At 73.4% G+C, this 14,056-nt stretch carries 11 protein-coding genes; 6 read left to right on the top strand and 5 right to left on the bottom strand.

Going from position 1 to position 14,056, the window contains the following annotated elements; all coding sequences use genetic code 11:
* Nucleotides 1-42 precede the first annotated feature (42 nt).
* The 3 genes from IF09_RS0116100 to IF09_RS0116110 are packed head-to-tail and all read left to right on the top strand — an operon-like array spanning nucleotide 43 to nucleotide 4,310.
* On the top strand, nucleotides 43-2,811 hold the full coding sequence (locus tag IF09_RS0116100) for a WD40 repeat domain-containing protein (protein ID WP_030296208.1): 2,769 nt from the start codon (nucleotides 43-45) through the stop codon (nucleotides 2,809-2,811).
* A 9-nt stretch (nucleotides 2,812-2,820) separates the two neighbouring features.
* Nucleotides 2,821-3,888: an RNA ligase family protein gene (locus IF09_RS0116105; RefSeq protein WP_051832514.1), complete on the top strand. Its 1,068-nt coding sequence runs from the start codon at nucleotides 2,821-2,823 to the stop codon at nucleotides 3,886-3,888.
* Nucleotides 3,885-4,310: a VOC family protein gene (locus IF09_RS0116110; RefSeq protein WP_030296212.1), complete on the top strand. Its 426-nt coding sequence runs from the start codon at nucleotides 3,885-3,887 to the stop codon at nucleotides 4,308-4,310. The genes IF09_RS0116105 and IF09_RS0116110 overlap by 4 nt, the downstream gene beginning before the upstream one ends.
* A 51-nt stretch (nucleotides 4,311-4,361) precedes the next feature.
* Here IF09_RS0116110 and IF09_RS0116115 read toward each other — a convergent pair whose 3' ends face one another.
* From IF09_RS0116115 to IF09_RS0116135, 5 genes are all read right to left on the bottom strand, one after another.
* Nucleotides 4,362-5,144, bottom strand: coding sequence for a crotonase/enoyl-CoA hydratase family protein (locus IF09_RS0116115; protein ID WP_030296214.1), 783 nt, complete (start codon nucleotides 5,142-5,144; stop codon nucleotides 4,362-4,364).
* A gap of 106 nt (nucleotides 5,145-5,250) precedes the next feature.
* The gene (gene thpR / locus IF09_RS0116120; protein ID WP_030296216.1) at nucleotides 5,251-5,835 is read right to left on the bottom strand and encodes an RNA 2',3'-cyclic phosphodiesterase; all 585 of its coding nucleotides are present in this window, start codon (nucleotides 5,833-5,835) and stop codon (nucleotides 5,251-5,253) included.
* Nucleotides 5,836-6,002: 167 nt separating this feature from the next.
* Nucleotides 6,003-6,776 (bottom strand): class F sortase, encoded by a 774-nt coding sequence (locus IF09_RS0116125; RefSeq protein WP_234321011.1) that lies wholly within the window; start codon nucleotides 6,774-6,776, stop codon nucleotides 6,003-6,005.
* The gene (locus IF09_RS0116130) at nucleotides 6,773-7,609 is read right to left on the bottom strand and encodes a hypothetical protein (protein WP_030296220.1); all 837 of its coding nucleotides are present in this window, start codon (nucleotides 7,607-7,609) and stop codon (nucleotides 6,773-6,775) included. The genes IF09_RS0116125 and IF09_RS0116130 overlap by 4 nt, the downstream gene beginning before the upstream one ends.
* Nucleotides 7,610-7,731: 122 nt before the next feature.
* On the bottom strand, nucleotides 7,732-8,352 hold the full coding sequence (locus IF09_RS0116135) for a hypothetical protein (RefSeq protein WP_158709987.1): 621 nt from the start codon (nucleotides 8,350-8,352) through the stop codon (nucleotides 7,732-7,734).
* A gap of 244 nt (nucleotides 8,353-8,596) precedes the next feature.
* On the opposite strand from IF09_RS0116135, the gene IF09_RS0116140 reads away from it, so the two are divergent.
* The 3 genes from IF09_RS0116140 to IF09_RS0116150 all read left to right on the top strand — a co-directional run bounded on the left by IF09_RS0116140 (nucleotide 8,597) and on the right by IF09_RS0116150 (nucleotide 14,035).
* Nucleotides 8,597-11,119, top strand: a complete 2,523-nt coding sequence (locus IF09_RS0116140; RefSeq protein WP_234321012.1) for a discoidin domain-containing protein — start codon at nucleotides 8,597-8,599, stop codon at nucleotides 11,117-11,119.
* 143 nt (nucleotides 11,120-11,262) lie between these two features.
* Nucleotides 11,263-12,846, top strand: coding sequence for a serine/threonine-protein kinase (locus IF09_RS0116145; protein WP_158709988.1), 1,584 nt, complete (start codon nucleotides 11,263-11,265; stop codon nucleotides 12,844-12,846).
* Between the two features lie 181 nt (nucleotides 12,847-13,027).
* Nucleotides 13,028-14,035 (top strand): alpha/beta hydrolase, encoded by a 1,008-nt coding sequence (locus IF09_RS0116150; protein ID WP_030296228.1) that lies wholly within the window; start codon nucleotides 13,028-13,030, stop codon nucleotides 14,033-14,035.
* Nucleotides 14,036-14,056 lie beyond the last annotated feature (21 nt).

A 14,056-nucleotide genomic window follows, 5' to 3' on the forward strand; every position in this document is an offset into this window, starting at 1 on the left:
ACCCGGAGGTGGGTGTCAGTGGCCGCGACTAGTCTTCCGGCCATGATCGAGTCTTCCGAGGGCTTGCCCTGTGACGTGGATGCGTTGTTCTCGGATCCGGGGCGTCTCGTCTCCGCCGAACCCGACCGGGTCCTGGGGCTGTTGGACCGGGCACGTGGTTCGCGCGCCCGGTTCCTGGCTGCGGTGTACCGCACTTCGGCAGACGTGCACCGGCACTTCGACGCCGCCCGCCGCCGGCAGGTACTGGCCCTGGAAGCGGCCCGGTGGGGTGACCGCGACGTGGCGGCGTGGCTCGCTGCTGCCGAGGTGGCAGGGGAACCCCCTGCGCAGTGGGCGGTGGACTGGGCCGGCGGCTCTCCGGCGGACCACCGGCTCCTGCGCTCCCTGACCGGTCACGGCGGCCCGGTGCGGGCCGTGGCGACGGCGGTGGTCGACGGCCGGCCCGTCGCCGTCACGGGCAGCCGGGACAAGACCGTGCGCGTGTGGGACCTGGCCACGGGCCGCCGGCTCCACGAGCCGGTGACCGGCCGCACCGACCCGGTGTCGTCGATGACGGCAGAGGTCATATCCGTGACCACGGCAGTGGCGGGCGGGCAGCCCGTGGCCGTCACGCTGAACACCGACACCTCGGTGCTCCTGTTCGACCTGGCGACCGGCCGTCGGGCCGGGGAGTTCGTCCGGGTGCTGGAGAGTGCGACGGTGGACGGCCGCAGCGGCGTCCTCACGATCGGGGTGGACCGGACCGCCTGCCTGTGGGACCTGGCCACGGGCCGCCAGGTCGGCGCATTCGCGCACGTGACGGACACGGCGGAGCTGGACGGGCGCCGCGTGGTGCTCACCTGCGCAGCGGACGGTGCGATCCGTGTCCGGGACGTGGCCACCGGCCGCGGGGTGGGGGAGTCCCTGGAGGTGGTGAGCGCCGCATCGCTCGACGGGCGTCCTCTGGTACTCACCGAGGGGGCGGACCGGGCGCCGCGGTTGTGGGACCTGACCACGGGCCACCCCGTCGACGACCCCGGGACCTCCCCTGCGGCCCTGCAGGGTCCGGACGCCGAGGACATCCCGTACGTATCCGCGGTGACGGTGCTGAACGGGCAGGTCGTCGCCGTCACGGTCGACACCGGAGAGGAGACGCTTCTCGAGGACGTGACGACCGGTCGCAGGATCGGCGCGGCCGCGCGCGGGGTGGAGACCGCCGTGATCGACGGCCGGTCCGTCGCGCTCGTGGCCGGTGCCGACGGGACCCTGCGCATCTGGGACCTGGCCGCCGTTCGTCAAGGAGCGGACGGCGTACGGGTCGTGGAGACCCTCGTGCCGAGCGGACAGCACCTCTCCCTCGCCGTCGGGGCCGACCGGGAGGCACGCGTCTGGGAGCTGATCACCGGCCACCGCGACACCCGGTCGCACCTGGGCAGCAGCACCGGCGCAGCCCACTCGGCCGGTGCCGCGGAGAATGCGGTGCTGGACGGGCAACCGGTCACCCTGACCGCCGAGGACGACGGGCTGGTGCGGGTACGGGACGCGGCCACCGGGCTGCCCGTGGGCCTGCCGCTCACCGGCCACACCGATCGCGTCTGGGCCGTCACCGCCGCGAACGCCGGCGAGCGCACGCTCGCCGTCACCGCCGGCCTCGACCGGACGGTACGGGTATGGGACATGAGGACCCGGCAGCAGGAGGGCGCACCGCTCACCGGCCACACGGGCCAGGTCTGGGACGTGGCCACCGCGGTCGTGGACGGCCGGCCCGTGGCCGTCACGGCGGGCGCCGACCACACGGTGAAGACCTGGGATCTCACCCGCACGCCCCAGGGCGGTCGACCCCTGTCAGGGAACGCCGGTCCGGTCCTGGCGGTCGCCACCGCGGTGCTCGAAGGCCGGCCCGTCGCCGTGACGGCAGGAGCCGACCGGGCCGTGCGGGCCTGGGACCTGGCCACGGGGCGGCAGGCCGCCGAGGCCCTCACCGGCTTCGAGGGCGAGGTGTCCGCGCTGGCCACCGCAGTGGTGGACGGCCGGGTCGTCGTCGTCACCGCGGCGCCGGACGCCAGGGTGCACGTTCGGGAACTGGTGGGCGGCCAGTACGTCCACGAGCCTTTCCCCAGTCACCAGGGCAGGGTGCTGGCGCTGGCCACCGCCGTGTTGAACGGCCGGCCCGTCGCCGTCACCGCAGGCTCCGACCGCACCGTGGGCATCTGGGACCTCGCCACCGGGCGCCAGGTCGGCGAACCCCTCGTCGGTCACTCCAGCAGGATCCTCGCCGTGGCGACCACCGAGCTGGCGGGCCGGCCCGTCGCGGTCACGGGGAGCTGGGACCGGACGGTCCGGGTATGGGACCTCGCCACCGGGCAGCAGGTCGGCGAACCCCTGACCGGCCACACCGACTGGGTGACCTCGGTGGCGACCTCGGCGGTGGCCGGGCAGCCCGTCGCGGTCACCAGAAGCCGGGACGACACCGTGCGCCTGTGGGACCTGGTCACCGGGCGGCAGACCGGCAGCGCCCCGGCACGCCACACGGGCCCGGGCCGGGCCATGGCCGTCACCGGTGTCGCGGGGCGGACCGTGGTGGCCGTCGGCCAGGAGCGGACGGTGGAGTTCTGGGATCTCGCCACCGGCTGCGAGGTGGGGACCGGGTACGTGCTCCCGCTCCCCGTCGGAGCGCTCGCCGCCGCGCCGGGCGGAGCGCTGGTGTTCGCGTACGGGCCGGAGACCGCGGTGCTCAGACGCCGGACGACGTACCCCGGGCACCCCGCCCGGGCGCTCGGGGAGGAGAATCCCCCGCCCCGGGCGAGGCGTGATCCGAAAGAGACGGCGTAGCATCGGCCGGTGCATGCCGAATCCCGCCCCTGGTCCCCCTATCCGAAGATCCCCGCAGGCCGCCGGCTGGGCGAGACAGGCGGGCGGGACTGGGTCGCCCAGGAGAAGATCCACGGAGCCAACTTCGCCGTCGTCTGCGACGGCACCGGCCCGCGCCCGGCCAAACGCCGCGAACTCCTCGCGGACGGCGGCCTCGACGACTTCTTCGGCGTCGGCCGCATCTGGCCGGCCCTGGCGGTCGCCGCGGGCCGGTGCGCCGCGCTGCTGCGGGAGCGGTACGGGGCTGCGGCCTCGGCCGTCGTGACCGTCTACGGCGAACTCGCGGGCGGCCGCTATCCGCACCCCGACATCCCCCCGGTGCCGGGAGCCGAGCCCGTGCAGACCGGCGTCTGGTACGCACCGGAACTGCTGTGGCTGCCGTTCGACGCGACCGTCGCCACCGGCGACGGCCTGTGCTGGGTGTCCGACCAGGCGCTGCGGGCCGCGGCGGACGCGGCCGGTCTGCACGGCGCGCCCCTGCTGGCACGGGGCACCCTCGCCCGGGTCGGGCAGCTGCCGGTGGTGTTCCCGACCCGGCTGCCCGCGCTGCTGGGTCTGCCCGTCCTGCCGGACAACCTCGCCGAGGGCATAGTCGTCAAACCCGCAGGGGAGTCATGGACGGCCACCCCGCCGATGGCCAAGCTCAAGCAGCCCGCCTTCGCCGAGGACGAGCGCTTCGCCGGGTCCCGCCCCTTCCGGGCGCCCGCCGAGGGCGCGGCCGGCGTCCCCGGCTGGCTGCTGGCCCACGCGACCGGACTCCTCACACCGGCCCGGGCCGCGTCGGCGGTGAGCAAGCTGGGGCCCCGTACCCCGCAGGGGGAGGTGGCCGCAGAGATCGCCCGCGACGCCGCGGACGAGACCGAGGAGGCGCTGGGCGGGCTGGACGGGGCCACGCGACACGCTCTGGAGGGCGCCCTGCACGCAGGAGCGCTGTCCCTGACCCGCTTCGACGCGGCCGACCGCCGTGCCGGATTGCACGGTGACACGCGCCTGCTGCCCGTCCGATCGGCCACCGCTCACGGCACAGTGGAGCCATGAGCGCTGACGACAGGAACATTCTCGCCCGGGCACGGGTGTCGACCAGGCTTCCGGCCCAGGACCTGGACCGGGCGCGGCGTTTCTACGCCGAGACCCTCGGTCTGGAGCCCGTCGACGAACGGCCCGGCGGGCTGCTGTACCGGTGCGCAGGCACGGAGTTCGTCCTGTTCAAGTCGACGGGCGCCTCGCCCGGCACCTTCACCCAGATGGCTTTGGAGGTGGACGACATCGAGACCGCCGTGTCGGAACTCAAGCAGCACGGGGTGGTCTTCGAAGACGTCGACGTGCCGGGGTTCCGGACGAAGGACGGGATCGCCGAGATCGAGGGGAACTACCCGAGCAAGGGCGCGCGGGGAGAACGTGGCGCCTGGTTCCGTGACAGCGAGGGAAACCTGCTGGGCATGGGCGAGCCGGTCGCCTGAGGCGCCCGCCCCGCCGGGTGTGGCCCGCTGCCGGGTCCGGCAGCGGGCCGCTCACTCCCCGAACGCTCCGTGCCGCCCCGCGCCCGAGGCGAACCGGCCCGCTCCCGCCCGGGTCTCGCCCGCGGTCAGCGGCACCAGACCGTGCCGGTACTCGCCCGCCAGCGCCTCCGCTTCGTCCAGCCCGTCCTGTTCCAGGACGGACAGCCGGTCGTGGCGCAGGCACAGCTGGGGGAACGCGGCGATCTCGCGGGCCAGCGCCTCCGCGGCCTGCCGGGAGTGCCCCGTGGGAACCACACGGTTGGCGAGGCCGATGCCGTGCGCCTCGGCGGCGGCGACCGGACGACCCGTCAGGATCAGGTCCATGGCGCGGCTCTCGCCGATCAGGCGGGGCAGCCGTACCGTACCGCCGTCGATCAGCGGCACGCCCCAGCGGCGGCAGAAGACCCCGAAGACCGCGTCCTCCTCCACCACCCGCAGATCGCACCAGAGCGCCAGCTCCAGGCCCCCGGCCACCGCGTGCCCCGCGACGGCCGCGATCACCGGCTTGCCGAGCCGCATCCGGGTCGGGCCCATGGGCCCGTCCCCCGACGCGAGCACCTTATTGCCGCGCTCGGAGCCGATGGCCTTGAGGTCGGCGCCCGCGCAGAAGGTCCCGCCCTCGCCCCACAGCACGGCGACGGCCGCGTCCTCGTCGGCCTCGAACCGGCGGAAGGCATCGGCGAGCTGCGCCGCCGTCGGACCGTCCACGGCGTTGCGGACCTCCGGCCTGCTCAGGATCACGGTGAACACCGGGCCGTCCCGTTCCACCCGTACCGAGGCCTGCTCGTCCACCATGCCGCACCCCTCCCGCTCCCAGGCCTCCATTGTGCGGGAGGGCGGCTCCGCGAGCGCTGTGACGTGCGCCGAAGGGTCTCGGCCGAAGGCATGCCGCTGAAGGGCTTCAGCGCCGGCCGGTGAATTCCCAGGCCCGGATGTCGCGGTAGTGGATCGGGCCGGGGCCGCGGCCTATGTTGCTGCCGACCAGGTGGAGGCGTTCGGCCTGCCACCGGCGGCCGGTGAACCCGGTGAGTGCGGCGGCGACTTCCACCGTGCTGGAGGTGTCGCTGCGGCGGGAGCGGGCCAGCGTCAGGTGGGGGCGCAGCGGCCGGTCTTCGAAGGCGATACCGCAGTCCTTGACGACGGTACGCACCTGCGCGGTGAGCCCGTGCAGTCCGTCGAGCTCCCCGTCGATACCGCTCCAGAGCACGCGGTGGTCGAAGTGTCCGCTGCCGCGCAGCGCCAGCTCCAGGGGCCGGTGCGCTGCGGCCAGGGCGGCGAGCGGCGGCTGCAGCAGCGGGACCGCGGTGACCGGGAGTTCACCGAGGAAGGCCAGGGTGATGTGCCAGTCCTCGATGCGGTTCCAGCGCATGCCCGGGTACGCGTGGTAGGCGGGCCGCAGCTCCCGGGCCAGTTCCTCCTTGGCCTCGTCGGGCGGGGCGAGGGCGATGAACACACGGACGGTTGCGGGCTGGATCTCTTCGTTCACGAGGGACTTCGTACCTCACCCCGGTTGATCTCGTCATCTTCGGAAAACAGGGAGATCCGTGACAGCGGGAGACCCCGGGGGGAAGTCCGGGGTCTCCCGCTGTCCGCATGGGGTGTCTCGCCGGTGCCTCGGTCCGTGAGGCCGTGAGGCCGCGAGGCCGTGAGTGGCTACGTGGTGCCCGTCATGCTGGCGAACACGACCACGTTGCTGTTGTAGTAGTGCTTCTTCGGGTCGAACTCGCCGCCGCACGTCACCAGGCGAAGGCCTGCGTGGTCGAGGTTCTTGTACACCTCGAGCGTCGGGAACTCGGCCTTCGGGTACTCGGCGACCCGGTCCACCGTGAACGTGGCCGTCTTGTTGTCCCGCCGGGTCACCTTGATCGTGTCGCCGGCCTTCATGGTCTTGAGCTTCTCGAACACAGCCGCCGCGCCGTTCCACGTGACATGGCCGGCGATCACGGCGGGCCCCTGGGAGCCGGGCGTCGGCCCCGGCTCGTACCAGCCCGCCAGACCGGGATCCTTGGGGGTCTGCATCGTTCCGTCCGCGTTCTGCCGCAGCGTCTCCAGGGAACTGGAGAGCTTGAGGGACGGGATCGAGATGCTCTGCGGCTCCGACCGGGCGAGGGCGGGCTTGGCCTGGCCGCCCGCACTCGCACCTGCACCGTGCTGCGCTCCGCCCTCCGGCGACGAGGGGTGGCCGCCGGCGGACGCCTGCCCGGTGGGAGCACCTCCGGCGCTGCCGCTCACCGGCGCCCCGCCCTGCAGGGCCTGACCTTGAGAGGCGGCGGGCGCCGCCGGATCCTGGCCCCCGCACCCCGCGAGGAGCAGCGTGGCGAGGGCGGCGGCCGCCAGGGCGCCTGAGGCCCGGCGGCGGGCGGGCCGCACGGTGGTTGCGGCGGGTGCGGGGAGCACGGCCCGTGCGGAGGTCCGCCCTGCCTTCACGCGGCGGCCCCCATGCTCTCCGTACGGACGCGGACCGAGGCCGCCCGCCTGCGCGCAACGAACAACGAACCGGCCGCAGCACCCGCCACCGCCGCGGACAGGGCGAGTGCCGCCCCGGTGATCACCGTCTGCGGCGTCGCCGCGCTCGGCGGAGCACCGCCGCCGGTCTCGATGCCGCCGACCGGGAGGGAGCCCACGGATGCGCCCATGACCATGCCGCAGTTGGTCGGAGCCGTGGCCTCCTGGGGCAGCTTCGGGTCGAGCTCGCTCTTGCCGGCGCCCTCGAAGTCGTACTTGCCGTTCTTGTTGCGGTCGATGCCGTGCTGCACGATGTGCAGGTCCTTGATGTGGTCGACCACGGCCTGCGAAACGGTGATCGTCCGCTTGTACGAGACCTTGCCCTGCTTGTTCGCGACGGGCATGCGCTCCACGGCGAGACCGCTGGTCGCCTGGGTGTCCCCGGACGTGGTGAGCGAGATGTTGATGTCGCCGTAGTCGACGGTGGCCTCGGTGTTGCTGAGGATCCCGTCGCCATCGGTGTCGTCACTGGCGTCGGGGCACTGGAAGTCGTGCCCGTTGGTCGAGCCGTGCAGATGCTGGGCCGACGGCGACCCGGGCACCATGCCCTCGGACTCGATCTGCACGGTCAGCTGATTGCCCTTCAGGCTGAGCATGGCCGTACCACGGGAACCGGAGCTGTTGAGCTGCGCCAGATCGATCTGGTACGCCTTCCCGCCCTCCGCGAGAGCCGGGCCGGAAAGCCCTACGGTCAGGAACACGGCGGCGGGCACGGCGGCGAGAACCGTGAGGCGACCAGTGCGCTTGGCTATCACATTCGCTCCTGTTCCGCGCTTTCCCCGGGTGGGGAATCGCAGATCGTACGGGTTTGAAGTGAGCTCCCGGAGAGGGTCTCGCAGCTACTTCGGAGCACCGGCGTCCGTGGATTGGTGCTTCTTCAAGAAATTTCCCGGCGGCCGACAGCAGGCACGAGGGCTGCCGTGAACGCGGGCAGGGAGTCCACCGAGGCGTACACCGTCGCCGCGTCCACCACACCGGCCCTGCCCAGGTCGAGGCGGACCGGCGGGCTCAGGTGCAGGGCCACGTTCAGCGAGCCGCCCACCGAACAGGCCACCGCCCCCGCCTCACCCGGCACGGGCCGCGGACCCCGGCCCGCGACGGTGCGGACCACCGGCACCGCGGAGCGGACCGATGACCGCGGCAGCGTCACGTCCCCGAGGAACCCGGTCCGCAGAAGGACCCGTTCCGCGTCCACCTCGTGCGGATGCCGCACGACCGCGGCCACCACGCCCAGCCCGGCCAGGATCAGCAGCAGCTCGAGCGCCGCATGCACCGGCCGTACGCCGGGCGGCAGCATCGAAGAAACCAGCACGGTGGTGACGGCCTCCATGGCCACCAGAGCGAGTACGGCCTGGCGCAGCTCGGCCGAGTGGCGCACCCCCGGCCCTGGCCGGCCGCGTACCAGCACGGCCGTCAACGACCCTGCCCACACCCGCGCGATCCCGGCCTTGGTCGGCCGGGCCGTCACGCCCCCCGTCACCCGCTCCCTTGCCGTCACGGACACCTCCAGTCCCGTTCGTTCCGTCGGTCGTCTTCACCCAGCATCAAGCGGGTCCGGTGGAACGGAAAGTGATGAATGTCAGGGAAGCGTCGGGTGCTTGTCGTCGGGAGATACGGTTTCGCGCCAACTGTCTGCCATTTCAGGCGGGTTGTGGCTGTGTGGACCTATGTTCCAGGGGTCCACCGGTTCGCCCCAGGAGGTCAGATTGCAGTACAGGCGACGCTTCCTCGCCTCTTTCCGCGTGTTACGCCGTTCCCACCTGCTCATCGCCCTCGGTCTCGGATCGCTCCTGGTCGGTCTGATGCCGTGGCTCGGGGTCGAGGGGCCGGCAGCAGCCGGCCGTGCTCCGGTGCCCCGGCCCGTACCCGTTCCGTTCGACCAGCAGACGGCGAAGCAGTCACCGCACCACGGCATCGCACCGGCGAACGCCATGGAACCCACGGCTCCCCTCCTCGACCGGACCGGCTGGACGGCCACGGCGAGCGACGAGGAGACCACCGGTGAGAACGGCCGCGCGGCCAACGTGCTCGACGGCAACGACAGCACCCTCTGGCACAGCAAGTGGGCAGGAACTCCCGCCCCCTTGCCGCACAGCATCACCATCGACATGCACCGCACGGCCGTCGTCTCCGCCCTCCTCTACCGCCCCCGGGCCGACGGAGCCAACGGGCGCGTCGGCGAGTACAGCATCAGTGTCAGTACGGACGGACAGGCCTGGGCGAGCCCGGTCGCCTCGGGCACGCTGGCCGACGACGCCGGCGCCAAGACGCTCGGGTTCGCCCCGCAAGGGGCCCGGTTCATACGGCTGACGGCGCTCACCGAGGCCGGCGGCCGCGGCCCCTGGACCTCCGCCGCCGAGATCAACCTGCTGGGCGACCCCGGCACCCCCGCTGCCACCGTCGACCTGTCCCGGACCGGCTGGACGGCCACGGCGAGCGACGAGGAGACCGGCGGTGAGAACGGCCGCGCGGCCAACGTGCTCGACGGCAACGACAGCACCCTCTGGCACAGCAAGTGGGCAGGAACACCCGCCCCCTTGCCGCACAGCATCACCATCGACATGCACCGCACGACGGCCGTCTCCGCCCTCGTCTACCACCCGCGCGTGGACGGACCCAACGGCCGGGCAGGCGCGTACACCGTCAGCACCAGCACCGACGGCACGGCCTTCGCCGCACCGGTCGCCGCGGGCACCTGGCGCGACGACGACACGGTCAAGACCGCCACCTTCACCCGCACCGAGACCGCGCGCTTCATCCGCCTGACCGTGACCACCGAGGCCGGCGGCCGCGGCCCCTGGACCTCGGCCGGCGAAATACGCCTGAGCGGACCGGCCAGCCCGGCCACCCACGGCGTGTGGGACCGGATCACGGGCTTCCCGCTGGTACCCGTGGCCACCGCCGCCCTGCCCGGCGACAAGCTGCTCGCCTGGTCCGCGTACGCCGTCGACCGCTTCGGCGGCAGCAACGGCTACACCCAGACCGCGATCCTGGACCTGAAGACCGGCAAGGTCACGCAGCGCCGCATCGACAACACGGGCCACGACATGTTCTGCCCCGGCATCGCCATGCTGGCCGACGGCCGGGTGCTGGTCACCGGCGGAAGCAACGCGGACAAGGCCAGCATCTACGACCCGGCCACCGACGCCTGGTCCGCCACCACCAGCATGAACATCGCCCGCGGCTACCAGGCGATGACGCTGCTCTCCACCGGAGAGGCCTTCGTCCTCGGCGGATCCTGGAGCGGAGCCGCTGGAGACAAGGCCGGTGAGGCCTGGTCGCCGGACACCCGTACGTGGCGCAGGCTCCCCGGCGCCTCGGCCGTCCCGGCGCTGACCGCCGACCCGGCAGGCCCGTACCGGGCCGACAACCACATGTGGCTGCACGCCACTTCGGGCGGCAAGGTACTGCAACTGGGCCCGAGCCGGCAGATGAACTGGATCTCGACCAGCGGCCAGGGCAGCATCACGCCCGCAGGCACCCGGGCCGACAGCCAGGACGCCATGACCGGCAACGCCGTCTCCTACGACATCGGCAAACTGCTCACCCTGGGCGGCTCGCCCGCCTACGAGAAGACCCCGGCCACGCGGCGCGCCTACACGGTGAGCATCTCGGGCAACCAGGAGGTGCAGGCGGCCCGTACGGGTGACATGGAGTACGCCCGCGCCTTCAGCAACAGCGTCGTACTGCCCGACGGCAAGGTGGCCGTCTTCGGGGGACAGGCCTATCCGGTGCCCTTCAGCGACGCGACCTCGGTGCTGGCCCCCGAGCTGTGGGACCCGTCGACCGGCAGCTTCACCCCGCTCGCCACCATGGCGGTTCCGCGCAACTACCACAGCGTGGCCAACCTGCTGCCGGACGGGCGGATCTTCTCCGGCGGCGGGGGCCTGTGCGGTGACTGCGCGACCAACCACGCCGACGGAGCCGTCTTCACACCGCCGTACCTGCTCAACGCGGACGGATCGCCGAAGCCGCGTCCCGTCATCACCGCAGGCGTGCCCTCCAGGGCGGCACCCGGCGCCTCGCTCACGGTGAGCACCCAGGCCCCGGTGGCGTCCTTCGTCCTGATGCGGGCCGCGGCCGCGACCCACTCCACCGACAACGACCAGCGGCGGGTCCCCCTCGCGTCCACGGCCACGGGAACCGGCGCGTACACGGTGTCCGTCCCTGCTGACACCGGTGTGGTCCTGCCGGGGAACTACATGCTGTTCGCCCTCGACGCCCAGGGGGTACCGAGCATCGCGAAGTTCATCACCGTTTCCTGAACCCCAGGGGCGGTGTCCGGCCGGCGAACGCGCCGGACACCGCCTCCGCCGGCCCTCCGATCCCTGAGACCGTCCGATAAATTGGCGCACCGGACGACCCGTTCACCGCGGGTCGGCGAACGCTCATGGGGACGGGGGAGCCGGTGGAGTCCTTGCGGCCCGGTGACCTGCCGGAGATCGGCGGGTACCGCCTGCTGGCGCGGCTCGGTGAGGGAGGAATGGGCGAGGTGTTCCTGGCCCGGACGCCGTCCGGCCGGCCGCTGGCCCTGAAGACCGTGCACCGGGAGCTGAGTCTGGAGCCGGACTTCGCCGAACGGTTCGCCCGGGAGATACGCACCAACGACCGCGTGCGCAGTGCGTGGACGGTCTCGGTGGTGGACTTCAGCGCGCCGGGCGTGCTCCCGCAGTGGCTGGCGACGGAGTACATCGCCGCACCGTCGCTGGGCGACTGGGTGCACCGCCACGGGCCGCTGACGGCGCCGGCCGTGCGGTGCCTGGCCCGGGAACTGTCCTCCGCGCTCGTCGCCGTACGAGCGGCAGGGGTCGTCCACCGCGACATCAAACCGGCGAACGTACTGCTCGGCCCGGAGCGGCCCTTCCTCATCGACTTCGGCATCGCCCGTGCCGTCCGCGACCCGCGCCACACCCGGACGGGCGCGGTCATCGGTACGCCCGGCTTCCTCGCACCGGAGCAGGCGACGGGCGCCGTGGCCGGTGCGCCGGCCGACGTGTTCTCCCTTGCTGCGGTCCTCGTGTACGCGGCGACGGGCCGCAGTCCCTTCCTCGCGGGCGCCGAGGAGCTGCAACTGCCGGCCCTCCTGTACCGGATCGTCCACGACGAGCCCCTGCTCGACGGCGTGCCAGAGGCGCTCCTCCCACTGGTGAGGGAGTGCCTGGCCAAGGACCCCGGCCGGCGCCCGACCGCCGAGGAGGTACGGGCGCGGCTCGGCGCCACGGAGGAGGACTGGAGCACGGCGGCGCCGGCGGCCCTCGTCGCCGACGCCGGCCACAGGGAGGCCGAGCTCACGCGACTCCTGACCGTGCCGCAGCCGCCTGCGTACGCCCCCGCGGGGCCCGGGACTTCGCCGGTTGCGACGCCGCAGTCGCCGGCCCTGCTCCCTCCCGCCGCGCCCGTGCCGCCGGCCACGGCCCCCGGGGCTCCGCTCCCGGCCCGGCGGCCCCTGGTGGTCGGCGCTGCCGTCGGCGCCGCCGCGCTCGCGGCGGTCGTCACGCTCGCCATCCGGCTTCCCGGGGGCGGCGACGACGGTGGCAAGGCCACGCCCCCCGCCGCCTCGCTCACCCCGTCCGTACCGGCATCCTCCGCGGCGGCGTTGCCGGCCTCGTGGGCCGGCACGTGGTCCGGGGTCGGCCCCGGCACGCCGGACGCGGACGGCATCACCCGGGCGCGGACGGGTGAGTTCGCCGTCACGGTCACCCTGCAGGCGGGAGCCGCGGGCGAAATCGTGGGCCGGCAGGTCAGCGACGTCAAGGAGCTCTCCAGCGGGCGCAACCTGGGGTGCACGGAGGCCCTCGAGCTGCGGCAGATCAAGGGGAACACCGCGGTCCTGGCCGCAGCGACCAGCCATCCGACGGACCGCTCCGCCTCCTTCGACTGCCCCCGGGGCAACCTCTACGTACTGACCCTGGACCAGCCGGACCGGCTGACGCTCCAGTCGGAAGGCGCGCAGTCGGCCGGAGCCCCCGCTGCCCTGACCCGCAACCACTGACCCGGAGGGCCCGAGGGCGTCGTACGGGTCCCCGGTCAGCCGGAGCCGGTAGCCCGCGGGGTGGTGAGCCGGGTGGCTCCCCCGGCGTGGCCGCTTGCCCCGGTGCGGACGCCCGGCGTGTCATGTGTGGGGTCCGTGCCATGTGCCTGGTCCTGTGAACGCCCGGCCACGTGGGGGAACCATGGTGAAACTTCCTGCGCGCCGTTCCCTGCTCGCGGCCGGGGCCGGCGGAACGTTCGCAGCCGCATCAGCGGCCTTCCTGCTGCGGGGCGGCCCCCGTGCGACCGCACGGGAGCCCACCCCGCCCGCTCCGTCCGCCTCGCTGCGCACCGACCTGACCCTGCGCAGCCGGCTGCTCGGCCGGGAGGTCCCGTACAGCCTCTACCTGCCCGCCGACGTGAGCCCCGCGCCCCGGGGCGGGCGGCCCGGCGGCGCGATCCCGGCCCTCTTCCTGCTGCACGGAGCGAGCGGGAAGCACACCGACTGGGTCGTCAAGGGCGGTGTCGTGCCGACCCTGGAACGGGCCGTCGCGGCGGGCCGGATCCCGGCGTGCGCCCTCGTCATGCCCGACGCCCGGCGCGACCCCGGCATGCCGGGGGGAGGCCAGGACGAGACGTTCTACATCAACGACGCCGGATCCGGCGGAGGCGCCCTGCGCTACGAGGACATGTTCGTCAAGGAGTTCGTCCCGGCGCTGGAACAGGCCCACGGGCTGGGCGGCCGGGCGGAGAAGAGGGCCGTTGCCGGGCTCTCCATGGGCGGTTACGGCGCGCTGATGTACGCCCTTCGGTACCCGGGCCTGTTCGGCGCCGCCGCCGGGCTGAGCACGGCACACTTCACCGCCGAGGGCTACCGCGAGATGCCGATGGGGGAGTGGAACCGCTTCTACGGCCATGCCTTCGGCCGGGACCTGGCAGGATCCGCCCGGCTGACCGTCCGGGCCCGGGAGTACGACCTGGCCGACATCATCCGGCGCACTGCGCCCGACCGGCTCCGGCGCGCCCGCTACCACCTCGGCTGCGGAACCGAGGACGCCAACTACCTGCCGGGGACCGAAGACCTGCGCACCGCGTTCGCGGCCCGCGGCGTGCCCGCCGAGGTGGTCCTGGAACCGGGCGGCCACGGCTGGCCGTACTGGACCCTCGCGGCGGACCGGATGCTGGACTTCTTCGGCCGCCAGCTCGCCTGACCCCACGCCCTGTCGCCGCGG

The sequence above is a fragment of the Streptomyces katrae genome (assembly GCF_000717655.1).
GTDB classification, from domain to species: Bacteria; Actinomycetota; Actinomycetes; order Streptomycetales; family Streptomycetaceae; genus Streptomyces; species Streptomyces katrae_B.